We start from the raw sequence: 22,918 nt of genomic DNA, 5'->3' as shown, positions 1-22,918 counted from the left end.
GCAGAGGGACTTCAGGAGCGTACTTCGAGCAGGGGGACCAGCTGCTCGGCAGGGGTCATCGAACCGTGGTTGCCGACCATCGCCGACTCCTTCGGCTCCCGATCGGACGCGATGATCAGGACGTCGTCCCGGGCCGCCGCGATCACGTCGCCGAGGCGGTCGTAGACCCGCTCGTCGATGTGCGGGCCGAACCAGCCCGCCGCGATCGCCTCGTCCCGCGAGGCGACCCAGAACTGCTCGCCGAGGACCTCGCGCCAACAGGTCAGTACGTCGCTCTCGGCGCCCCGCACGGCGTAGACGTGGCGGGCGCGGCCCTCGCCGCCGAGCAGGGCGACCCCGGCGCGCAGCTCCCAGTCCGCGTCGAAGTCGATGCGGTGCTCCTCGTCGAAGGGCACGTCGATCATGCCGTGGTCGGCGGTGACGTACAGGGCGCTGCGCGGCGGCAGTTGCTCGGCGAGGCGCTGGACGAGCCGGTCGACGTACATGAGTTGACCGCGCCAGGTGTCGGAGGCGACGCCGTAGCGGTGGCCGGCGCCGTCGAGTTCGGCGTAGTACGTGTACACCAAGGAGCGGTCGCCGGCGGCCAGTTGCTCGGCCGCGAGGTCCATGCGCTCCTCGCCGGTCAGCCGCCCGTGGAACGTTCCGCCGCTGAGCGCGATCTTCGTCAGCGGGGTGTTCTGGAAGGTGGGGGACGAGACCTGCGCCACGTGCGCACCGGCGTCGTGGGCCAGCTGGAAGATCGTGGGGTACGGCTGCCAGGCCTTCGGCTCGCTCCACGGCTGCCAGCGCAGCTGGTTCATCAGCGCGCCCGTGGCCGGGTTGCGCACGGTGTAGCCGGGCAGGCCGTGGGCGCCCGGCGGCAGGCCGGTGCCGACGGAGGCGAGGGAGGTCGCGGTGGTCGCCGGGTAGCCGGCGGTGAGCGGGCGTCCGGTGCCGCCGCGCGAGCTGCCCAGGAGCGCGTGCAGATAGGGCGCCTCGTCGGCGTGGTCCTTGATCTGCTCCCAGCCGAGGCCGTCGATCAGGAAGACGCAGTTGCGGTCGGCCGGGGTCAGCTCCGGGATCGCCGCGGTCGTACCGGGTACGCCCATGCCCGCGGCCAGCGTGGGCAGCAGGTCGGCGAGGGAGCCGGAGCCGTACTCGGGGACGGGCGCGGAAGCGATGGCTAGGGGCTCGGGGTGGTCCCAGGTAGCTGGCTGTGCCATCAGCGGGGAACGTCCGCGGTCGCCTCGGAGAGCGACTGCGCGAAGGCGAGGGTCTCCCGCACCGTCTCGGGGCCGTCCCCGGCCTCGCTGACGCGCAGGCTCAGGTCGTCCGCCGTCGAGTTGCCCGTGTAGCCGTGGTCGGCCTCGCAGTTGGGGTCGCCGCAGGCGGCCGGCTCCAGGTCGATGCGGGCGACGGCACCCCAGCCGATGGTCAGCACGACCTCACGGGGCAGCGTGCCCGGTGCGTACGACTCCGGGTTGGCGACCACGCGGCTGAGCACCACCGACGAGATCCGGCCGAGCTTCACGGACTCCGTGGATGTCGTGGCGTACGGCGTCGGGGAGGTGCTGTCGGCGGACTGCTCGTCGGTGTGGCTGACGATGAAGCGGTTGCCGGTGAGGACGAGCACGGTCACATGTCGGCGCACCTCGTTCTGGTCGAACGTGGTCTCCTGGTGGACCAGGAACGACCGGATCGGCTCGCCGCCCACGGCGGCCTCCACCGCCTCGGCCACGAGGGCCGGGTAGTAGCCGCTGCGCTCGATCGCCGCACGCAGCCCCTGGGTCGTCGTACTGGTCTTGGCCATGACGTCCATCCTACGGTGGCGCACTGACTGCGAGGCACCGTCGAGCACGGTCTCGTCACAGCTGTCTCAGTACACGGGACCGGTTACCGGAGACACAGGATCAGTACACGGGAAGCGTCCGCGGGCCGAGGTCGTCGCGGACCGGCGGCGGGGCCAGCCGGACGGACGCGCCGAGCACGCTCAGGCCGTGCGCGGCCACGACGACCGGCTCCAGGGTCACCGCGACGACCTCGGGATGATCGTCGACCAGTCGCGAGACCCGCAGCATCAGCTCCTCCAGGGCAGGTGTGTCGACCGGCGTGGAGCCGCGCCAGCCGAACAGGAGCGGCGCCGTCCGGATCGACCGGATCAACGAACCGGCCTCCCGGTCCGTGACCGGAATCAGCCGGTGCGCCGTGTCCCCGAGCAACTGCGAGGCGGCTCCGGCGAGCCCGAACGACAGCACGGCCCCGGCCGCCGGATCGATGACGGCCCGTACGACGGTGTCGACCCCGCGCGGCGCCATCCGCTGCACGACCGGCCGCAGCTCCTGCGGCGTCCCGAACAGCTCGCCCAACTCGGCGTACGCCCGCCGCAGTTGGTCCTCGTCCGCGAGATCCAGGCGTACGCCGCCCAGGTCGGCCCGGTGTCGCAGGTGCGGGGCGGTGGCCTTGAGGGCGACCGGGTAGCCGAGGGTGCGGGCGGCCTCGGCGGCGGCGTCGGGGGTGGGTGCGGGCAGCGCGCGGTGCACGTCGACGCCGTACTTCCCGAGCAGCTCGCAGGTGTCGTCGACGCCGAGCGTGAGGCCCTGCCCGCGCGCGAGCAGGCCGCCGATCAGCTCGGCGGACCCCTTCTCGTCGATGTCCTCGAACTCGGGCACCCGCCCGGGGTCGACGGCCTCGCGCCGCCACTGGGCGTACTTCACGGCTTCGGCGAGGGCCCGGACGGCACGCTCGGCGGCGGGGTAGGCGGGGATGAGGCCGCCGCCTTCGGATGCCGGCACCGCGGTGGGCGGGCGTTCGGTACGGCTGGCAGGTTGGACACCGCCTTCGACGCCGGGCGTCTTGGAACCAGCCTGTGGTGCCGTGCTCATCGCGGCCGACAGCGCCTCCGCAAGCCCCCCGAGCTCCACGTGCACCACCAGTACCGGCTTCCCGGGAACCTCCTGGGCAGCCGACCGCAACGCCTCGGCCAGCGCCGCGTCCTCCTCGGGGCCCTCCCCCACCGCGGGTATCGCGGTCACGACCACCGCGTCGCAGGAGTCGTCGGCCAGCGCCCCGGACAGCGCCCGATGGAAGTCCACCGCCGTCGCCGCCGTGGTCAGATCCAGCGGAGCGAGCGGCCGCAACCCCTCGGAGAGGCACGCGTCGTACGTCAGCAGCCCCAGCGATTCCGAGTTGCCCACGATCGCCACCCGCGCCCCGCCGGGCAACGGCTGCCGCGCGAGCAGCAACCCCGTGTCGACCAGCTCCGTGATCGTCTCGACGCGGATCACCCCGGCCTGCCGCAGCAGGGCGGACACGGTCGCGTGCGGCAACCGCGTCGCCCGTACGGCATGTCCTTGGGGGGCGGATCCGGCGCCCTGGACCACGACCAGCGGCTTCGCCGCCGCGGTGCGCCGGGCGAGGCGGGTGAACTTGCGGGGGTTGCCGATGGACTCCAGGTACATGAGGGCGACGTCGGTGTCGGGATCGTCGTACCAGTACTGAAGGACGTCGTTGCCGGACACGTCCGCGCGGTTGCCGGACGACACGAACGTGGAGACGCCGGTGACTCCGGTGACCCCGCCGCCGCGCCGGTGCAGCCGGGACAGCAGGGCGATGCCGATGGCACCGGACTGGGCGAACAGGCCGATGCGTCCGGGGCGGGGCATCTCGGGCGCGAGGGACGCGTTCAGCCGTACGTCGGCGGAGGTGTTGATGACCCCGAAGGCGTTCGGCCCGATGATGCGCATGCCGTACGTGCGCGCGTGGCGCACGAGTTCGCGCTGGCGCTCGCGTCCCTCGGGGCCGCTCTCGGCATACCCGGCGGTGACCACGACGATCCCCTGCACCCCGTGTTCGCCGCACTCGGTGACGACTTCGGGGACGTGCTCGACCGGGACGGCGACCACTACCAGGTCCACAGGGCCTTCGATGTCACGCACCGAGCGGTACGCCGGCACCCCGTCGAGGTCCTTCTGTTCCTCGGGGAAGGCCTTGTTCACGGCGTACAGGCCACCGGTGAAACCGGCGTCCCTGATGTTGTCGAGAACGCTGCGGCCCACCCCTCCGGGCGTACGCCCCACCCCGACGACGGCGACCGACCCGGGCCCCAACAGCCGTCGTACGGACCGCGCTTCGGCGCGCTGCTCCCGCGCGCGCTGCACGGCGAGGGACCGGTCCGTGGGTTCGAGGTCAAACTCCAGGCGTACGACGCCGTCCTCGAAGCTGCGCTTCTGGGTGTAGCCGGCGTCCGTGAACACCTTGATCATCTTGTTGTTGGCGGGCAGCACCTCGGCGGCGAAACGGCGGATGCCGCGCTCGCGGGCGACGGCCGCGATGTGCTCCAGGAGGGCGGAGGCGACACCCCTCCCCTGGTGCGCGTCCTGCACCAGGAAGGCGACCTCGGCCTCGTCGGCCGGGGCGGTGGCGGCACGCCCGTCGGCACTAATGCGGTCATAGCGTACGGTGGCGATGAACTCGCCGCCGACGGTGGCCGCGAGTCCCACCCGGTCCACAAAGTCGTGGTGCGTGAAGCGGTGGACATCCTTGGCGGACAGACGAGGATACGGCGCGAAGAAGCGGTAGTACTTCGACTCGTCGGAGACCTGCTCGTAGAAGCTGACCAGGCGATCGGCGTCGTCGACGGTGATGGGCCTGACGCGCGCGGTACCCCCGTCGCGCAGCACCACGTCGGCTTCCCAGTGGGCGGGGTACTCGTGCCGGTCCGACGAGGTCTGCATGGGCCCCAGCGTACGGCTCGCGTCTGACAACGGCGCGAGGCAGTCTGGGGGAGAAAGCAGCATGGGGAAGTCGGGCCGAGGCCGCGGTCCGACGACTCGCTCCGGACGGTCCACAGGGCCGCTCCGGGCTCGCTTCACGTGTGGGAAACTGGTCTAGACAACCCTGAGACTCTGAAGGGCAGCATCACATGGCTGAGCGCCGCGTCAACGTCGGCTGGGCGGAGGGCCTTCACGCCCGCCCCGCCTCCATCTTCGTCCGGGCCACCACGGCCTCGGGTATCCCCGTGACGATCGCCAAGGCCGACGGCAACCCCGTCAACGCGGCCTCCATGCTCGCGGTTCTGGGCCTGGGCGCCCAGGGCGGCGAGGAGATCGTCCTCGCGTCGGACGCCGAGGGCGCGGACGCGGCCCTCGACCGCTTGGCGAAGCTGGTCGCCGAAGGTCTTGAGGAACTCCCCGAGACCGTCTGAGGTATCCCCTTCTTTGCGCCTAGACCGGCGCCGCTCTCGCGGAGGCGGTTGCGCGCCGCAGGGGTTCCTCAATTGATGGTTGCGGTGCTTTTCGCCGCAAAACACTGCACACAACCTCGAAGGGCTCGTCCGAATTACCGGGCGAGCCCTTCGCAATTCCACTTACGGGCAGCAGAAATAATCCCCCGCGAATTATCTCCTCTTTGTATACGGTGCCCGTGTTAATGCCGCAGGCCGGACATGTTTACGGGAGGTTGCGAAGTCCTCACACGGTCCGTGCCGTTCGCGCCGTTCGCCCCGCCGGGAAAGCGCAGCCGGTGCGCGGTGCCCGCGCGCTCGGTGTGCAGGGCGGTGATCGCCCGCGCTCGCTCGCTGTCGCCGCGCGCCACCGCGTCCACGATGGCGCCGTGCTCGGCCCAGGACTCCACGGGGTTGGCCGGTACGTCCACCGCGTACATCCAGGCGATCTTGTGCCGCAGCTGGGTCAGCATCGAGGTCAGCGCGGGGCTCCCGGAGGCCTGGGCCAGCGTCTCGTGGAACCAGCTGCCCAGGGAGCGCAGATCCTCGCTGTTGCCCCTCCTGGCGCGCTCCTGGCCCAGCCTGACGAGGCCGCGCAGCACCTTCAGGTGAGCCTCGGTGCGCCGCTGGGCGGCCCGCGAGGCGCCGAGCGGCTCCAGCAGCATCCGCATCTCCAGCAGGTCGGCGGCCTCCTGCTCGGTCGGTTCCGCGACGCACGCGCCCGCGTGCCGCCGGGTCACCACGAACCCCTCGGCCTCCAGCGTGCGCAGGGCCTCCCGGACGGGGACGCGCGAGACGCCGTACCGGCGCGCGAGGAGTTCCTCCGTGAGCCGGCTGCCGCGCTCGTAGACACCGGCGACGATGTCGTCCCGGATCGCCGTGCATACCGAGTGCGCCGGAATACGCATGTCCGACCTCCGCCTTAATCCCCGTGAAACGTCGACGATTGACGTGTGTTCCGTGACTCTATTGCAATCAGCGGGAATTTCCGATGGCGGACCGGAATCCATGCATATTTTTTGGACAGATGGGCCCTGGAAAGGCCGAAAGCCCCGGCCGGATGGGCCAGGGCTTCGGGAAGTGCGGCGGTGAGTCGTCAGACGTTCACGCCGTGCTTGCGGAGGTAGGCGACGGGGTCGACGTCCGAGCCGTACTCGGCGGTCGTGCGGGCCTCGAAGTGGAGGTGCGGTCCGGTGACGTTGCCGGTCGCCCCGGAGAGGCCTATCTGCTGGCCCGGGGTGACCGTCTGGCCGACGGAGACTCCGATGGACGACAGGTGGCCGTACATGGTGTACATGCCGTCGGCCATCTTGATCACGACCTCATTGCCGTACGAGCCTCCCCAGCCGGCCTCGACGACGGTGCCGGAGCCGACCGCGTGCACGGAGGTGCCGGTCGAGGCGTGGAAGTCGATGCCGGTGTGGACACCGGAGGACCAGAGGGAACCGCCGGTCTTGTAGCCGGTGGAGACGTACGAGCCGGTGACCGGTGCGACGAAGGTGTTGAGCCTCTTGCGCTCGGCGGCGCGGGCGGCACGTACCTCGGCCTCGCGCTCCGCCTTGGCCTGCGCGGCGGCCTTGGCCCGGGCGGTCTCCTTGGCCAGGGTTTCGGCGGCGGCCTGCTCCTGGGCGACGGCCTGGGCGTCGATCTTCTCGGCCACGGAATCGCCCATCGCGACGACGGGGGTGAGGCCGGTCTGTTCGGGGGCGGGCTCCGCGGCGAACGCGGGGGCACCGGCGAGGGTGCCGACGACGCCGGTGGTGGTGAGGGCCGCGACACTCGCGACACGAACGGTGGTGCGGTGGGTCCGGCTCGGGCGACGGTGCTTCCCGGTGGCGCGGGTGAACGCCATGGAGTGGCTGGTCCTTTCCTTCCTTCTCGCCTACCGGGTTAGCTGACGGGTTCGGAGCAGGAAGGTCTCCTACGGACCCCCTCGCTGTGCGCGCGGGCGTCCGATTCACCCCAGGGACGTGGGTCCCCGGCTCCCCTGGCTCGCGCCGTACGGGGACTCGGCGATGACTGTCCGGTGCCGCGAGTGCGGCGCGGTGCCTGACGGACAGCCGGACCGACGCTAAGGGGGGCCACTTTCAATCCCCAAACGGATCACGGAATTTGTTGCACATGCCACAGGGCAGACAGGCAACCTCTCCCCCAATTCGGACATTAAGAGGCCCTGATGACTCTTCAGTCACCAGGGCCCCCACGCGCGCGCGTGCCGCTCTTCGGCTCGCTACTGGTCGTCTACTCGGCCGCGACGACGGTCACTTCGCCGATACCGAGAGCCTCCACGGGCTCCTTGATCTGCTCCGCGTCGCCGACGAGGATCGTCACCAGACGGTCCACCGGGAAGGCGTTCACGACCGCCGCGGTGGCCTCCACGGTGCCGGTCGCGGCGAGCTGCTGGTACAGCGTCGCCTGGTAGTCGTCGGGCAGGTGCTGCTCGACCTGGTCGGCCAGCGTGCTCGCGACGGCCGCGGCGGTCTCGTACTTGAGCGGCGCCACCCCGACGAGGTTCTGTACGGCGATGTCCCGCTCGGCGTCGGTGAGTCCGCCCTCGGCGAGCTTGCGGAGCACCGTCCACAGGTCGTCCAGCGCGGGACCGGTGTTCGGGGTGTCCACGGAGCCGCTGATGGCGAGCATCGAGGCACCCGTGCCGTCGGGTGCCGACCGCAGCACCTGGCCGAACGCCCGCACACCGTAGGTGTAGCCCTTCTCCTCGCGCAGGACGCGGTCCAGGCGTGAGGTGAGGGTGCCGCCGAGGCAGTACGTGCCGAGCACCTGGGCGGGCCACACGCGGTCGTGCCGGTCGGATCCGACCCGGCCGATGAGCAGCTGGGTCTGGACGGCGCCGGGACGGTGCACGATCACGACCCGCCCGGTGTCGTCGGCGGTGACCGGCGGCACGGGACGCGGCTGTGCGGTGGAGCCCGTCCACGAGCCCAGGGTGTCGGCGAGCAGCGCGTCCAGGTCGATGCCGGTGAGGTCGCCGACGACCACGACGGTGGCCGTGGCGGGGCGGACGTGCCGCTCGTAGAAGGCGCGTACGGCCCCGGAGTCGATCTTCTGGACGGTCTCCTCGGTGCCCTGGCGCGGACGCGACATGCGCGAGGTCACCGGGAACAGCTCCTTGGAGAGCTCCTTGGCCGCGCGGCGGGACGGGTTGGCCGTCTCGTGCGGGATCTCGTCGAGGCGGTTACGGACCAGCCGCTCGACCTCGCTGTCCGCGAAGGCGGGCGCCCGCAGCGCGTCGGACAGCAGGCCGAGGCCCTTGGCCAGCCGTGAGGCCGGTACCTCCAGGCTCAGGCGCAGTCCGGGGTGGTCGGCGTGCGCGTCGAGGGTGGCGCCGGAGCGCTCCAGCTCGGCGGCGAACTCCTCGGCGGAGTGCTTGTCGGTGCCCTCGGAGAAGGCCCGCGCGGTGATCGTGGCGACACCGTCCAGGCCGGCCGGTTCGGCCTCCAGGGGTGCGTCCAGGAGCACCTCGACGGCGACGACCTGCTGGCCGGGGCGGTGGCAGCGCAGCACGGTCAGGCCGTTGCCGAGCGTCCCGCGCTCCGGGGCCGGGAAGGCCCACGGCCTGGCCTCGCCGGCCTGGGGCTGCGGGTGGAATTCCATCGTGGCGAGCTCGGTCACTTGGCCGCCTCCTCGTTCTCGTCGCCGGCCTCGGCCGCCGCTTCGTCGTCCTCGTCGGCATCCTCGTCCGCGATGGGCTCGTAGACGAGCACCGCGCGGTTGTCGGGGCGCAGGCGGGCCTTGGCGACCTCCTGCACCTCCTCCGCCGTCACGTCCAGGACGCGCTGTACGGCGGTCAGGGCGAGCTGCGGGTCGCCGAACAGGACGGCGTACCGGCACAGTTCGTCCGCGCGGCCCGCGACCGTGCCGAGCCGGTCCAGCCACTCGCGCTCCAACTGGGCCTGGGCGCGCTCCATTTCCTCGGCCGTGGGGCCCTCCGCGGCGAACCGGGCGAGCTCCTCGTCGATGGCGGCCTCGATGACCGGCACCTCGACGTCACCTGACGTCTTGACGTCCAGCCACCCCAGGGAGGGCGCCCCTGCCAGCCGCAGCAGACCGAAGCCGGCGGCGACGGCCGTACGGTCGCGCCGTACAAGGCGGTTGTAGAGGAGCGAGGACTCGCCGCCGCCCAGGATGGTGAGGGCGAGGTCGGCCGCGTCGGACGCGCGCGTGCCGTCCTCCGGGAGCCGGTAGGCGCACATCAAGGCGCGGGCCGGGACCTCTTCCACGACGACCTCGCGCAGCTCGCCGCCCATCGTGTCGGGCAGCGCGCCGTCACGGGGTGTGGGCTTGCCGTCGTGCGAGGCGATGGACCCGAAGTACTTCTCGATCCAGGCGAGCGTCTGCTCGGGGTCGATGTCGCCGACCACGGACAGGACGGCGTTGTTGGGCGCGTAGTAGGTGCGGAAGAACGCGCGCGCGTCCTCCAGGGTGGCCGCGTCCAGGTCCGCCATCGAGCCGATGGGCGTGTGGTGGTAGGGGTGGCCCTCCGGGTAGGCGAGGGCGGTCAGCTTCTCGAACGCCGTCCCGTAGGGCACGTTGTCGTAGCGCTGGCGGCGCTCGTTCTTGACGACGTCCCGCTGGTTCTCCATGGACTCGTCGTCCAGGGCGGCCAGCAGGGAGCCCATGCGGTCGGCCTCCAGCCAGAGGGCGAGCTCCAACTGGTGGGTGGGCATGGTCTCGAAGTAGTTGGTGCGCTCGAAGCTGGTGGTGCCGTTGAGCGAACCGCCCGCGCCCTGCACCAGTTCGAAGTGGCCGTTGCCCTTCACCTGTCCGGAGCCCTGGAACATCAGGTGCTCGAAGAGGTGAGCCAGGCCGGTACGCCCCTTGACCTCGTGACGGGAACCGACGTCGTACCAGAGGCACACCGCCGCGACCGGGGTCAGGTGGTCCTCGGAGAGCACCACGCGCAGACCGTTGGCCAAGCGGTGTTCGGTCGCTGTCAGACCGCCGGATCCTGCCTCGGCGGTGGCCGTGTGACCCATGGGCATGTACGTCCCTTCGATCGCGGATTATCTGGCTGGAACCGCAGAAATCCTGCTCGTCCCGCCACTGTATGCAAGCGTGCGGACCGTCGGCGAAGTTCCCGGCGGACGTACGCCCAGAGCGAGATCGCGTAGCCTGCGGGCAGTCGCACACGTGGACTCACGCGGCAGCCGTCGGTGACGGAGCCGAGCGGCCAACGCCGGGTCCTGGTCCGCGTTGTCAGTGCCGCGGTCCACAATGGTTCACGTCAAGACCCCGTTCACGCTTCAGCAAGAGTGAGCCGAAGGGGAGCGACCCCCAGGCGAGCGACCAGAAAAGAGGAGCCGGCAGCGATGGCCCGCCGCAGCACGAAGACCCCGCCGCCCGACGACTCGTTCGAGGAGCGGATTCTCGACATCGACGTCGTCGACGAGATGCAGGGCTCCTACCTTGAGTACGCGTACTCGGTCATCTACTCCCGAGCCCTGCCGGACGCCCGGGACGGCCTGAAGCCGGTCCACCGACGGATCGTCTACCAGATGGACGAGATGGGCCTGCGCCCCGACCGCGGCTATGTGAAGTGCGCGCGTGTCGTCGGCGAGGTCATGGGCAAGCTGCACCCGCACGGCGACGCGTCGATCTACGACGCCCTGGTGCGCATGGCCCAGCCCTTCTCCATGCGCGTCCCGCTGGCCGACGGCCACGGCAACTTCGGCTCGCTGGGCAACGACGACCCGCCGGCCGCCATGCGGTACACCGAGTGCCGTCCGTCCGAGGCCGCCAACCTGATGACCGAGTCGATCGACGAGGACACGGTCGACTTCACCCCGAACTACGACGGCCAGGAGCAGGAGCCGGTGGCCCTGCCCGCCGCCTTCCCGAACCTCCTGGTGAACGGCTCGTCGGGCATCGCCGTCGGCATGGCCACCAACATGCCGCCGCACAACCTGGGCGAAGTCATCGCCGCCGCCCGCCACTTGATCCGCTACCCGAACGCGGACCTGGACACCCTGATGCGGCACGTCCCCGGCCCCGACCTGCCCACGGGCGGCCGGATCGTCGGCCTCACCGGCATCCGGGACGCGTACGAGACCGGCCGCGGCACCTTCAAAATCCGCGCCACGGTCGCCGTGGACAACGTGACGGCACGCCGCAAGGGCATCATCGTCACCGAACTGCCCTTCTCCGTAGGCCCCGAGAAGGTGATCGCCAAGATCAAGGACCTGGTCGGCGCGAAGAAGCTCCAGGGCATCGCCGACGTCAAAGACCTCACCGACCGCGCGCACGGCCTGCGCCTGGTCATCGAGATCAAGAACGGCTTCGTACCGGAAGCGGTCCTGGAGCAGCTCTACAAACTGACGCCGATGGAGGAGTCCTTCGGCATCAACAACGTCGCCCTGGTGGACGGCCAGCCCCTCACGCTGGGCCTCAAGGAACTCCTGGAGGTCTATCTCGACCACCGCTTCAACGTCGTACGGCGACGCAGCGAGTTCCGCCGCACCAAGCGGCGCGACCGCCTCCACCTGGTGGAGGGCCTGCTCACCGCGCTCATCGACATCGATGAGGTCATCCGGATCATCCGCTCCAGCGACAACTCGGGGCAGGCGAAGCAGAGCCTGATGGAGCGCTTCTCCCTGTCGGACATCCAGACGCAGTACATCCTGGACACCCCGCTGCGCCGCCTGACCCGGTTCGACCGGATCGAGCTGGAGTCGGAGATGGAGCGACTCCGCGCGGAGATCGCGGAGTTGACCCGCATCCTGGAGTCGGACACCGAGCTGCGCAAGCTGGTCTCGACCGAACTGGCCGCGGTGGCAAAGAAGTTCGGCACCGACCGGCGTACGGTCCTGCTGGAGTCGGCGGGCGCCCCCGCCGCCACCGTGCCGCTCCAGGTGGCCGACGACCCGTGCCGGGTGCTGCTCTCCTCGACAGGCCTGCTGGCCCGTACGGCGAACGGCGAGCCCTTCCCGGAGGACTCCGAGGCCCGGCGCACCAAGCACGACGTGATCGTCTCGGCGGTCCCGGCGACGGCCCGCGGCGAGCTGGGCGCGGTCACCTCGTCCGGCCGCCTCCTGCGGATCAACGTCGTGGACCTCCCCCAACTCCCGGAGACGGCCGCCGCGCCCAACCTCTCCGGTGGCGCGCAGGTCTCGGAGTTCGTCTCCCTGGACGAGGGCGAGACGGTCATCTGCCTCACCACCCTCGACGAGTCGTCCCCGGGCCTGGCCATCGGCACGGAGCAGGGCGTCGTCAAGCGCGTGGTCCCCGACTACCCCACGAACAAGGAGGAGTTGGAGGTCATCACGCTCAAGGACGGCGACCGGATCGTCGGCGCGGTCGAGTTGCGCACCGGCGAGGAGGACCTGGTCTTCATCGCGGACGACGCCCAACTGCTGCGCTACCAGGCCTCCCAGGTGCGCCCCCAGGGCCGCGCGGCCGGCGGCATGGCGGGTATCAAACTCACCGAGGGCGCGAAGGTCATCTCCTTCACGGCCGTCGACCCGGCTGTGGACGCGGTCGTCTTCACGGTCGCGGGCTCGCGCGGCACGCTGGACGACTCCGTCCAGACGACGGCCAAGCTGACCCCGTTCGACCAGTACCCCCGCAAGGGCCGCGCCACCGGCGGCGTCCGCTGCCAGCGCTTCCTGAAGGGCGAGGACTGCCTGTCCCTGGCCTGGGCAGGCCCCGTACCGGCGAAGGCCGCGCAGCGGGACGGCACCCCGGCGGAACTCCCGGAGATGGACCCGCGACGGGACGGCTCGGGCGTGTCGCTGGCGAAGACGGTGTCGGTGGTGGCGGGGCCGGTTTAGCGCCGCCCGTCAGTCGTCCAGTTCCGGATCTGGATCCGGGTCCAACTCGGGCTCGGATCCGGGTTGTTGGTCCAGCTCCTGGTTCAACTCCTGTCCCGACTCCGATTCCTGTACGTAACGAAGGACGCCCCACATGCCGCGCTCGTCGGCGTGCGGGGCGTCGCCGTCTCTGCACGCCTCCAACTCCTTGCCGAGGGCGGGCATGTCGAGGCCGGTACCGATGAGCACGAGCTGGGTCAGCCGGGTGTCACCACTGCCCCAGGCCTCTGGATAGAACCGCAGGAACCGCCCAACGGCGTGTACGGCGTACCGATTACGCGAATCGTGGACGCCGAAATCGACGTACCCCTTGATGCGGTAGAGCCCCTCGGGCCGACTGTCCAGGAACGCCATGAGCCTGCGCGGGTCCAGGGGCGAGTCGGACTCGAAGGAGAGACTGTCGTAGGCGGCGTGGAGATGGTCGACATGCGCGTCGCCGCTGTGGTCCCCGCCCGTGTGCTCGTGCAGGTCGTCGAAGGTCAGCTGCCCGACGCGCTCCTCGTTCGGCCGACAGTCGAAGAGGAACTCCGGGTCGATACGGCCGTAGGTGGCGGGCACGACGGCGGCACGGTCGGTGAGGGAGCGGACGAGACCGAGGACGCGCGGGGCATCGGCTGCCGCCCGGTCCAGCTTGTTGACGACGACGAGATCGGCGAGGGAGAGATGCCGGTCGATCTCGGGGTGCTTCGCGCGCGTGTCGTCGAACTCGACGGCGTCCACGACCTCGACGAGCCCGCCGTAGACGATCCCCGGGTGCTCGCTGGCGAGCAGCATCCGCACCAGTTCCTCCGGTTCGGCGAGTCCGCTGGCCTCGATGACGATGACGTCGATACCGGCGGAGGGCCGGGCGAGCCGCTCCAGATAGACGTCGAGTTCACTGGCGTCGACGGCACAGCACAGGCACCCGTTGCCGAGCGACACGGTCGAGTCACCGAGCGCCCCGGCCACGGCCAGCGCATCGATCTCGATCGCCCCGAAGTCATTGACGATCGCTCCGATACGGCTGCCGCCGCTGCGGTGCAGGAGGTGGTTGAGCAGGGTCGTCTTGCCGGAGCCGAGGAATCCGGCGAGGACGAGGACGGGGATTTGCGGGGGGTTCGGAACCGAGGCTGTATCCGACGCCGGTTTCGTGCTGGGGCTCGGGCCTGTGCCCGGAACCGGGCTTGCGCTCGGGCTCTGCTGGCTCAACGTGCGACCTCTTTCACGCCGACGCGTGCACCGGCTCGCGGTCCGGCACACGTACGGAGGTTGAATGCCGCCCCAGGATACGAGCCGGAAGAATCGCCGCGAAGTGAACGATTGTTAGCAGCACTTGCGGGGCAGACGTTGGGGAAGGCGCCGGTTCGTGCGACCCTCGCTTCCCTCCGTGCGCCTCCTCTCCGCCTCCCTGCCGATCAGAGCCGCTCGGCACTCTGGGAGACGGCAAGCGCCGCCCATCGCTCGCCGGTCCCCATCAGTCGACCCGCACCCCGACGACCGGCGGACGGCCGCCTGATTCGGGGGTTGACATGGCCACACAGAACCGCGGGATGCGAGGGCCCAGTGCCGCCGCCACCGTAGGACTCGCCTTCGCCGCGGGGGCGCTCGCGGCGCTCTTCGCACAGCGCCGCAAGTTCGAGGAACTTCGAGTGCGCGTCGCCGAAGTGGAACAGAGCGACAGGCAGGCGATGCTGACGGAACAGCAGCGGCTGCAGTTCTACCTCCTGACCAAGGCCATGGAGGATCCGGACCTGGCTGCCGTGTACAGCAACGTCCAGGTGGACTCGCCCACGCAGCAGCGCCAGTACCTGTTCGCGAACGCCCTGTACAACAACGCGCTGCTCGCCTACCGCGTGGGCATCGTCAGCTGGGAGGAACTACACGGCCACCTCCGGATGATCTGCCGCAACAGCATCTTTCGCGACTACTGGTACGCCCACCACCCCCATCGCTCCAGCCTCAAGGCGGAGTCGACCGAAGCCAAAGTGGGCCGAATGGTGGATCGGCTGATCCAGGATCTGGACGAAGCGGAAACTGAACAATGGTGGGTTGTTGGCGAACCACCCGAAGAATGAGCAGAGTTGACGATGCGTCAAGGACGTCGTCGCGATAGCCCCGTTGCCAAGGCCAAAGGGCCTCTGCCGCTAATCTGTCCCCGCCCAGACGGGCTACCACCCGCCCCGCAAAAGGACAGGGATCCCTTTGAACATCGTGCGCCGAATCGGTGCGTCGCCACGCGAACGAGGCAGCTTGTCCGGAGATTCATGCCCGGACATCTTCGAACTGAGTGACGGACGCTTCGCCGTCATCGGGACAGAGGCCACGGCGGCGCTCGACAAGGAGCTTCCTCCTGACGCCGCGCGCGCCGACTACGAACGTATTGTCATCATCAGCCGGGAGACGCTTCTACGCGCAAAGTCTGACATTCCAGATGCGTAGGTAACGCCATGGATCCTCTCAGCGCGATAGCAGCGCTTATCGGTTCGGCGAGCGGCTTGCTCGCCGCTGTCGCAGCAGTCATGACCGCGTCCGGGGCGCGCAAGAACCGCCAGCCCCTGGACCACTCTCAGACGCCACCGCAGCCACAGCTCGGTTCGAATTCCGAAGGCGGCCCGGTACATCAGCACCCTGGCACCCCACCCAGGATCCTGCGTCGCCTTGGCAGGCCAGCCCGTCCACAATGACGAGCACGCCCCTCGGGTCCGGCACCAGACCGGTGCCGGACCTCACGCAATCTCTCAAGCCACCTCCGGCACCGCCACCGGCGCCCCCACCCCCACATACCGAGCCACCGGCCGAATAATCTTCGAGTCCTCGGCCTGCTCCACCACGTTCGCGCTCCACCCCACCACCCGCGCAGCCGCGAACGTAGGCGTGAACATCTCCCGCGGCAGCCCGCAGAGTTCCATGACCAGCCCCGCGTAGAACTCGACGTTGGTGTGGAGCTCACGGCCCGGCTTCAGTTCCGCGAGGATCCTCTCGACCTGGCGCTCCACCTCGACGGCGAACTCGACCCGCGACCCGCCGAACTGCTGGGCGACCTCGCGCAGCATCCGCGAACGGGGGTCCTCCGTACGGTAGATCGCGTGACCGAAGCCCATGATGCGGTCGCCGGCGAGGACACGTTCCCGGATCCAGGGGTCGATACGGTCCGGTGTGCCGATCGCGTCCAGGGTGTCCAGGGCACGACTGGGCGCACCCCCGTGCAGCGGACCCGAGAGCGCCCCTACGGCCCCGACCAGGCAGGCCGCCACATCCGCCCCCGTCGACGCGATGACCCGCGCGGTGAAGGTTGACGCATTGAACCCGTGGTCAATGGTTGAGATCAAGTATTGCTCGATCGCCCTGGTCTGCTGCTTGTCCGGCTCCGAACCCGTCAGCATGTAGAGGTAGTTGGCCGCGTAGGAGAGGTCCTCGCGCGGCTCGACTGGGTCGAGTCCCCGCCCTAGCCGGTACAGCGCGGTCAGCAGTGTCGGTACGGCCGCGGAGGCCACGAGGGTGTCCCTGCGGCGCGCGTCCGCGGCGATGTCGTACACCGGCCGGAAGCCCTTCGCCGCGCCGAGCAGCGACAGCGCCGTACGCATCCCGGACAGCGGTCCGGACGTCCCGCTCGCCGCCGCCACGGCGGGCAGCGCGGCCCGCACCTCGTCGGGCAGCCGGCGCAGCGCGGCCGTCTCGGCGGCGAAGGCGGGGCTCCGGTCCGCGTCCGGCAGTTCGCCGTACGCGAGGAGATGCCAGACGTCCTCGAAGCCGCGGGTCTGCGCGAGCTCGACGGCGGAGTACTGGCGGTAGTGGTAGAAGCCCTCGATCCCTCGGACGTCACCGATTCGGGTGTCGGTGACGACGACGCCCGCGAGTCCCCGCGGAACCTCGATACGAGTGGCTGCGGCCCTGTTGACGGACATGTTTCCTCCCTGGACTTGATTCAAATGTCCATGGTTGACTCAATCTCTGTCAATATTGATTGAATCAATATATGCAAGGGATGGATACCGTGGCCTCCATGCGCGATCAAGAACCCGCTCCCGGTCACCCCGAGCGACGGCTGACCACCAAGGAGACCGCCGAGCTGCTCGGCGTGAAGCCCGACACCGTGTACGCGTACGTGAGTCGCGGGCAGCTGAGCAGCAGGCGCGAGCCCGGCGGCCGGGGCAGCACCTTCGACGCCAAGGAGGTGGAGGCGCTCGCCCGGCGCAACAGGCGGGAGAGCAGCGGCAGTTCGGGGTCCGGGGGCGAGCTGTCCGTGCGGACCCGCATCACGCTCATCGACAAGGACCGGTACTACTTCCGGGGCGTCGACGCGACCGAGCTGGCCGCGCGCCACTCCTACGAGGAGATCGCCGAGTGGCTGTGGACCGGGGAGTTGCGCCCCGGGATCACGTTCACCGCGCCCAAGGCGGCCGTCGCCGTCGCCCGTCGCGCCGTCGACGCGCTGCCCGAACACACCGGCCCCACCGACCGGTTGCGGGTCGCGGCCATCGCGGCGGCGACCGCCGACCCGCTGCGCTTCGACCTGTCCGAGGACGCCGTGCTCGGCACCGCGCGCATCCTCATCCCCACCCTCGTCGCGGCCCTGCCGCCGGTACGGCGCGCGCATCGCGACGCGGGTCCGCTTGCACACCGCCTATGGGCACGGCTGAGCGGACGGCCGGCTGACGAGCCGTCACTGCGCGTCCTGGACACGGCACTTGGCCTGCTCGTCGACCACGATCTGGCCGCGTCCACGCTCGCGGTGCGTGTCGCCGCCTCGGCCCGCGCCCACCCCTACGCGGCCGTCTCCTCCGGCCTGGGGGTCCTTGAAGGCCCCCTGCACGGCGCCGCCAGCGGCCTGGCGCACCGGCTGCTGCTCGACGTGCTCGACCAGGGCGACGCGGCCCCGGTGATCGCGGACGAACTGCGCGCGGGCCGCCGTATCCCCGGACTCGGGCACAGGCTGTACCCGGGCGAAGACCCACGCGCGCGCGCCCTGTTCGCTCTCCTGAAGGAGCTCCCGGGCGCCGGGCCCGCCCTCGCCGCGGCCCGTGACATCGTCGCCACCACCGCCCGCCACACCCCGCTGTACGTCAACGTGGACCTGGCACTCGCCGTACTGACCGTCTCCTCGGGAATGCCTTCCACGGCGGGCGAGACGGTCTTCGCCGTCGCCCGTACGGCGGGCTGGATCGCGCACGCTCTGGAGGAGTACGGCGAGCGCCCGCTGCGCATGCGGCCCAGCGGTCACTACGTGGGCCCCAGGCCGCCTCAACCACTACCGGAGTAGGACACGAGCGCGGCCGGAAGTCACCCTGGGTCAAGTCAGGTTAGGCTCACCTCTGTGAGTACGTGCGCGACCGTCTCTCGGGACCTCGACGAGCCCATTTCCGGAACCGCGGCCACGGCGACGACGTGGCTGCTGCTGGAACAGCCCGGTCCTTGGGGTGCCAAAGCGCTCACTTCGAGCCACCTGGACCCCACGCTGGGGCGTGCCCTGGAAGCGGCCGCCGCGAACACCGGCGTACGGATCGCGCTCATCCGCCGCCCCGGGCGGCACGCCGACCCCGCGCCGTCACGGGTACGCCAGGTGTATGCGGCCCACACAGTTCCCGGAAGCGTATGGCTGCACAGCGCCACGACCACCGACCCGGAGCAGCTGCTCGCCCTGGACTTCGCCTCCCTCGGCGCGGGTGACCCGCACTCGTTCGGCTCGGCACTCGGCGGGCGGGCCCACACCGGTGACCCACTCGCCCTTGTCTGCACCAACGGCAAGCGCGACCGCTGCTGCGCTCTCCTCGGCCGTCCCCTCGCGGCCGAACTGGCCGCCTCCGGGGTCGAGGGCGCCTGGGAGGTCACCCACCTGGGCGGTCACCGCTTCTCGCCTACGGTGCTCGTGCTGCCGTACGGCTACGCGTACGGGCGGGTCCAGGCGCACGGCATCAAGGAGATCCTCCAGGGCGTCCAGGAGGGCCGTGTGGTCGTCGAGGGCTGCCGGGGTGCTTCGGCCTGGGAGCGGCCCGGACAGGCGGCGGAGCTGGCCGTGCGGAGGGCGGCGGGCGAATACGCGATGGACGCCCTGAGCGTCGTACGGACCGACGGCGGCGCACCGCGCTGGGAGGTGACCGTCGCGCACGTCGACGGACGGCACTGGCGCGTGATCGTCGCCCAGGGGGCGTCGCTTCCGCCCCGCCCGGAGAGCTGCGGGGCGTCGGTTCTCGGCGCACCCGCGCGGATGGACGTGGTGATGGTGCGCGAGCTGACGACGGCACTGGCGGGCTGACCCGCCCGACACCGCGTCTCCTGGGGGCCTTGTACAGAAAACCGCCCTCTCCTGGAAGCCGGTTTCCCCAAGAATTGGTCAAGAGATCCACGCCACACCCCTGGGGCCGCCCCCGCCCCGCCACGTACCGTCAGGGGTATGAGCCCCACTCCCCCCGCACGCCGCCGTCGCCTCGGGCTGCCGCGGCGGGTGTTCTCGCAGGTGCTGCTGATGCAGCTGGCGATCGCCGCGGGAGTCGCGGTCCTGGCGACCGGGCTGTTCCTCGCGCCGCTGAGCAAACAGCTGGACCAGGAGGCGATGAACCGTGCCCTGGCCATCGCCCAGACCACCGCGCAGCAGCCGCAGATCGTCAAGGACATCCAGGACACCCCTCCGACCGTGGACGGACCCGTACAGAAGGAGGCCGAGCGGATCCGGAAGGCCACCCAGGCCGAGTACGTGGTGGTGATGGACTGGCGGGGCATGCGGTGGTCGCACACGACCCCGAGCGAGATCGGCCGGTTCGTCTCGACCTCTCCCGGCCAGCCCCTGGCCGGTCAGGAGGTCAAGGAGATCGACAAGGGCACCCTGGGCCGCTCGGCCCGCGGGAAGGTGCCCCTCCGGGACGCCGACGGCACGGTCGTGGGGGCCGTCTCGGTGGGCATCAAGTACGACAGCGTCCGTGCACAGTTGATCAGCGCGATCCCGGGGCTGCTGGCGTACGCCGGGGGCGCTCTCGCCGTCGGTGCGCTGGCGGCCTGGCTGATCTCCCGGCGGGTCCAGCGACAGACCCGGGACCTGGCCTTCTCGGACATCTCGGCGCTGCTCTCGGAGCGCGAGGCGATGCTGCACGGCATCCGGGAGGGCGTCGTCGCCCTGGACCGAGCGGGCCGCATACGGCTCCTGAACGACGAGGCGCGGCGCCTGCTGGGCATCGGTGACGAGGCGGTCGGCCGGTCCCTGGACGAGGCGCTGGGTGAGGGCCGTACGACCGACGTCCTGGCCGGCCGGGTGACCGGCACCGATCTGCTCGCCGTCCGCGGCCAACGGGTCCTGGTCACCAACCGGATGCCCACCGACGACGGCGGCGCCGTCGCCACCCTGCGCGACCGCACCGAGCTGGAGCAGCTCGGCCGGGAATTGGACTCGACGCACGGCCTGATCGACGCCCTGCGCGCCCAGGACCACGAGCACGCCAACCGTATGCACACCCTGTTGGGGCTGCTCGAACTGGAGATGTACGACGATGCCGTGGACTTCGTCGGGGAGGTGGTCGGTGATCACCGGGCCACCGCCGAGCAGGTCACCGAGAAGATCCAGGACCCGCTGATCGCCGCCCTGTTGGTGGGCAAGGCGACCGTCGCGGCCGAGCGGGGTGTCGCCCTGTGGATCTCCGACCGGACCTGGCTGCCCGACCGGTTGATCGACCCGCGCGGGCTGGTAACTGTCGTCGGCAACCTGGTGGACAACGCACTCGACGCCGTCGCGGGCACACCGCACGCACGCGTGGAGGTCGAATTGCGGACGGAGGGGCGTACGGCCGTGCTCCGGGTGCGCGACACGGGCCCCGGAATCCCGGAGGAACAACGGGAGTTGATCTTCACCGAGGGCTGGTCCACGAAGAAGCCCCCTGCCCACGGCAAGCGCGGTATCGGGCTCTCCCTGGTGCGTCGGCTCGCCGAACGGCAGGGCGGCAGCGCGGTGGTGACGGAGGCGTTCGGCGGAGGCGCGGAGTTCGTGGTCATCCTGCCGGAGGCACTGACCGAGGCGCTGACCGAACCGGACCTGGAACCCGCCCTCACCGCCCCCGGGGAGCCCGCCGCCGAGGAGGAGTCGCGATGATCGAGGTCCTGGTCGTGGACGACGACACCCGGGTCGCACAGGTCAACGCGGCCTACGTGGAGAAGGTGCCGGGCTTCCACGTGGCCGGCGAGGCCCACAACGCGGCTGAGACGCTACGCCAGTTGGAGACGCTGCCCCGCCTCGACCTGGTCCTACTGGACCACTACCTGCCCGACGAGACGGGCCTGGCGGTCGTCCAGGAGATGCGCCGGCGCGGCCTCCAGACGGACGTGATCATGGTGACGGCGGCCCGGGACGTGACGACCGTACAGGCGGCGATGCGGCAGGGCGCGCTGCAATACCTGGTCAAGCCGTTCGCCTTCGCGGGCCTGCGGGCCAAGTTGGAGGCGTACGCCGAACTGCGCCGCACCCTCGACGGCGGCGGCGAGGCCGAACAGGCCGAGGTGGACCGCATCTTCGGCGCCCTGTCCACGCCCTCGGAGCCCGGGCTGCCCAAAGGGCACTCCCCCACCACGGCGGAACTCGTGCGCCGGTCCCTGATGAACGCCGAAAGCCCCTTGTCCGCCCAGGAGATCGCCGACCGCACGGGCGTGAGCCGGCAGACCGCCCAGCGCTATCTGAAGCTCCTGGAGCGCACCGGTCGGGCCAGGCTGACCCTCAAATACGGCGACGCGGGCCGCCCGGAACACCGTTACGTGTGGGCGACCCGCGCCTGAGGGCACGGCCGTTGGGGCGGGGGAAGGGGCCGTACCCCTTGCCTTCTTTACGGATGCCGACCGCGCGGCCGTCAGCCTGTGGCGTTCTTCACGAACTCGGTCGTGTACGTCTTGTCGAGGTCCACATCGGCGTTCTTGATGGTCGGGTTGAATGCCTTGAGCACCTTCTCGACGGTCTCCGGGCCGTTCGTCGGCATCACGCCGTCCTTGGTGAACATCGGCAGCGTGCTCTTGATCGCGGCGGCGTAGAGGGCCTTGTCACCCTGGGAGTAGTCGGCCGGCATCTTGTCGGCGATCTCGGTCGCGCTGTGGGTGGACATCCACGTGAGCGTCTTGACGAATGCATTGACCATCTTCTGCACAGTTGACTTGTGGCTGTTCACCCAGTCCGTCTGCATGTACAGACTTGACGACGGGTACGGTCCACCGAGCGCCGCCTGCGATCCCTCGGGCGTCCGCATGTCGACGAGGATCTTGCCGGCCTTCTTGTCGAGGATCGTGGCGACGGTCGGGTCGGTCGTCATACCGGCGTCTATGGAGCCCTGTTGGAGCGCCGCGACGAAGGTCGGTCCCGCGCCCACGGCGACCGGGGTGAACTCGCTGACGTTGACGCCGTTCTTGACGGCGAGGTACTTGGTGAGGAAGTCGGTGGAGGAGCCGAGGCCGGTCACGCCGAGCTTCTTGCCCTTGAAGTCCTTGGCCGACTTGACCTTCCCCGCCGACTTGGTGGAGACGACCTCCACCTCGCCGGGCGCCTGCGAGAACTGCACCACGGACTCGACCGACTTGCCCTTGACCTGCAGGTCGAGCGTGTGGTCGTAGAAGCCGACGGCTCCCTGGACCTGCCCGGAGACGAGCGCGGTCTCGGCCTGGACGCCGGCCGGTTCGCTCAGCAGCTCGACGTCGAGGCCCTCGGCGTCGAAGTAGCCGAGTCGCTGGGTGAGCATCGCGGGCAGGTAGATGACCTTGTCCAGGCCACCGACCATGATCTTGACCTTCACGCCCTTGCCGTCGCCCTTGCTGCCTGAGCCCGTGGAGGCGGTGCTGGCCGCGTCGTTGGCGCAGGCGGTGAGCGAGGAGAGGGCGAGCAGGCCCGAGGCGGCCAGGGCGGTGTATCTGGCGGTCTTGCGCATGGCGGTTCACGTCCTTGTGAGGGTGCGGTGCG

18 protein-coding genes and 1 riboswitch are annotated in these 22,918 nt (G+C 70.3%); of the genes, 8 read left to right on the top strand and 10 right to left on the bottom strand.

The window, feature by feature from the left end; all coding sequences use genetic code 11:
- Window positions 1-11 precede the first annotated feature (11 nt).
- From OG588_RS37190 to OG588_RS37180, 3 genes are all read right to left on the bottom strand, one after another.
- Window positions 12-1,202, bottom strand: a complete 1,191-nt coding sequence (locus OG588_RS37190) for an alkaline phosphatase family protein (RefSeq protein ID WP_405951049.1) — start codon at window positions 1,200-1,202, stop codon at window positions 12-14.
- Window positions 1,202-1,798: a DUF5998 family protein gene (locus tag OG588_RS37185; RefSeq protein ID WP_174447577.1), complete on the bottom strand. Its 597-nt coding sequence runs from the start codon at window positions 1,796-1,798 to the stop codon at window positions 1,202-1,204. The genes OG588_RS37190 and OG588_RS37185 overlap by 1 nt, the downstream gene beginning before the upstream one ends.
- Window positions 1,799-1,889: 91 nt before the next feature.
- Window positions 1,890-4,712: a GNAT family N-acetyltransferase gene (locus OG588_RS37180; RefSeq protein ID WP_405951048.1), complete on the bottom strand. Its 2,823-nt coding sequence runs from the start codon at window positions 4,710-4,712 to the stop codon at window positions 1,890-1,892.
- A 188-nt stretch (window positions 4,713-4,900) separates the two neighbouring features.
- Between OG588_RS37180 and OG588_RS37175 the strand changes: the two genes are divergently transcribed.
- Window positions 4,901-5,182, top strand: a complete 282-nt coding sequence (locus tag OG588_RS37175) for an HPr family phosphocarrier protein (protein ID WP_013000229.1) — start codon at window positions 4,901-4,903, stop codon at window positions 5,180-5,182.
- A gap of 221 nt (window positions 5,183-5,403) precedes the next feature.
- Here the strand turns inward: OG588_RS37175 and OG588_RS37170 are convergent, their stop codons facing one another.
- The 4 genes from OG588_RS37170 to OG588_RS37155 all read right to left on the bottom strand — a co-directional run bounded on the left by OG588_RS37170 (window position 5,404) and on the right by OG588_RS37155 (window position 10,200).
- Entirely contained in the window at window positions 5,404-6,108 is a 705-nt protein-coding gene (locus OG588_RS37170; RefSeq protein ID WP_405951047.1) for a GntR family transcriptional regulator, read from the bottom strand.
- Window positions 6,109-6,296: 188 nt separating this feature from the next.
- Window positions 6,297-7,052 carry a M23 family metallopeptidase gene (locus tag OG588_RS37165; RefSeq protein WP_405951046.1) on the bottom strand — a complete coding sequence of 252 codons (756 nt, stop codon included), beginning with the start codon at window positions 7,050-7,052 and terminating at the stop codon, window positions 6,297-6,299.
- 13 nt (window positions 7,053-7,065) lie between these two features.
- Window positions 7,066-7,225: riboswitch (cyclic di-AMP (ydaO/yuaA leader) on the bottom strand.
- Between the two features lie 216 nt (window positions 7,226-7,441).
- Complete coding sequence (locus OG588_RS37160) at window positions 7,442-8,830, bottom strand: pitrilysin family protein (RefSeq protein ID WP_266862873.1); 1,389 nt, start codon at window positions 8,828-8,830, stop codon at window positions 7,442-7,444.
- Window positions 8,827-10,200 (bottom strand): M16 family metallopeptidase, encoded by a 1,374-nt coding sequence (locus OG588_RS37155; RefSeq protein WP_405951045.1) that lies wholly within the window; start codon window positions 10,198-10,200, stop codon window positions 8,827-8,829. The genes OG588_RS37160 and OG588_RS37155 overlap by 4 nt, the downstream gene beginning before the upstream one ends.
- Before the next feature lie 327 nt (window positions 10,201-10,527).
- Here OG588_RS37155 and OG588_RS37150 point away from each other — a divergent pair, with 327 nt between their 5' ends.
- Window positions 10,528-12,984 (top strand): DNA topoisomerase (ATP-hydrolyzing) subunit A, encoded by a 2,457-nt coding sequence (locus tag OG588_RS37150; protein WP_405951044.1) that lies wholly within the window; start codon window positions 10,528-10,530, stop codon window positions 12,982-12,984.
- 9 nt (window positions 12,985-12,993) lie between these two features.
- Here the strand turns inward: OG588_RS37150 and OG588_RS37145 are convergent, their stop codons facing one another.
- Window positions 12,994-14,109, bottom strand: coding sequence for a CobW family GTP-binding protein (locus OG588_RS37145; RefSeq protein WP_405953301.1), 1,116 nt, complete (start codon window positions 14,107-14,109; stop codon window positions 12,994-12,996).
- 422 nt (window positions 14,110-14,531) lie between these two features.
- Between OG588_RS37145 and OG588_RS37140 the strand changes: the two genes are divergently transcribed.
- Both OG588_RS37140 and OG588_RS37135 read left to right on the top strand, forming a co-directional pair.
- Window positions 14,532-15,077: a DUF6082 family protein gene (locus tag OG588_RS37140; RefSeq protein WP_405951043.1), complete on the top strand. Its 546-nt coding sequence runs from the start codon at window positions 14,532-14,534 to the stop codon at window positions 15,075-15,077.
- Window positions 15,078-15,204: 127 nt separating this feature from the next.
- Window positions 15,205-15,441, top strand: coding sequence for a hypothetical protein (locus OG588_RS37135; RefSeq protein WP_405951042.1), 237 nt, complete (start codon window positions 15,205-15,207; stop codon window positions 15,439-15,441).
- Window positions 15,442-15,740: 299 nt separating this feature from the next.
- On the opposite strand, the gene OG588_RS37130 is transcribed toward OG588_RS37135, so the two are convergent.
- Entirely contained in the window at window positions 15,741-16,907 is a 1,167-nt protein-coding gene (locus tag OG588_RS37130; protein WP_405951041.1) for a citrate synthase/methylcitrate synthase, read from the bottom strand.
- Between the two features lie 98 nt (window positions 16,908-17,005).
- On the opposite strand from OG588_RS37130, the gene OG588_RS37125 reads away from it, so the two are divergent.
- The 4 genes from OG588_RS37125 to OG588_RS37110 all read left to right on the top strand — a co-directional run bounded on the left by OG588_RS37125 (window position 17,006) and on the right by OG588_RS37110 (window position 21,753).
- Window positions 17,006-18,262, top strand: a complete 1,257-nt coding sequence (locus tag OG588_RS37125; protein ID WP_405951040.1) for a citrate/2-methylcitrate synthase — start codon at window positions 17,006-17,008, stop codon at window positions 18,260-18,262.
- A 54-nt stretch (window positions 18,263-18,316) separates the two neighbouring features.
- On the top strand, window positions 18,317-19,255 hold the full coding sequence (locus tag OG588_RS37120; protein WP_405951039.1) for a sucrase ferredoxin: 939 nt from the start codon (window positions 18,317-18,319) through the stop codon (window positions 19,253-19,255).
- 138 nt (window positions 19,256-19,393) lie between these two features.
- Window positions 19,394-21,076 carry an ATP-binding protein gene (locus OG588_RS37115; RefSeq protein WP_405951038.1) on the top strand — a complete coding sequence of 561 codons (1,683 nt, stop codon included), beginning with the start codon at window positions 19,394-19,396 and terminating at the stop codon, window positions 21,074-21,076.
- Window positions 21,073-21,753, top strand: coding sequence for a response regulator (locus OG588_RS37110; RefSeq protein WP_405951037.1), 681 nt, complete (start codon window positions 21,073-21,075; stop codon window positions 21,751-21,753). The genes OG588_RS37115 and OG588_RS37110 overlap by 4 nt, the downstream gene beginning before the upstream one ends.
- Window positions 21,754-21,824: 71 nt before the next feature.
- Here the strand turns inward: OG588_RS37110 and OG588_RS37105 are convergent, their stop codons facing one another.
- Entirely contained in the window at window positions 21,825-22,886 is a 1,062-nt protein-coding gene (locus OG588_RS37105) for an ABC transporter substrate-binding protein (protein WP_405951036.1), read from the bottom strand.
- Between the last annotated feature and the right edge of the window lie 32 nt (window positions 22,887-22,918).

The sequence above is a fragment of the Streptomyces prunicolor genome, assembly GCF_045162825.1.
Classification (GTDB): Bacteria; Actinomycetota; Actinomycetes; order Streptomycetales; family Streptomycetaceae; genus Streptomyces; species Streptomyces prunicolor.
The sequence above is the reverse complement of the archived record's forward strand: the minus strand, read 5'-3'. Positions and strand labels throughout refer to the sequence as shown.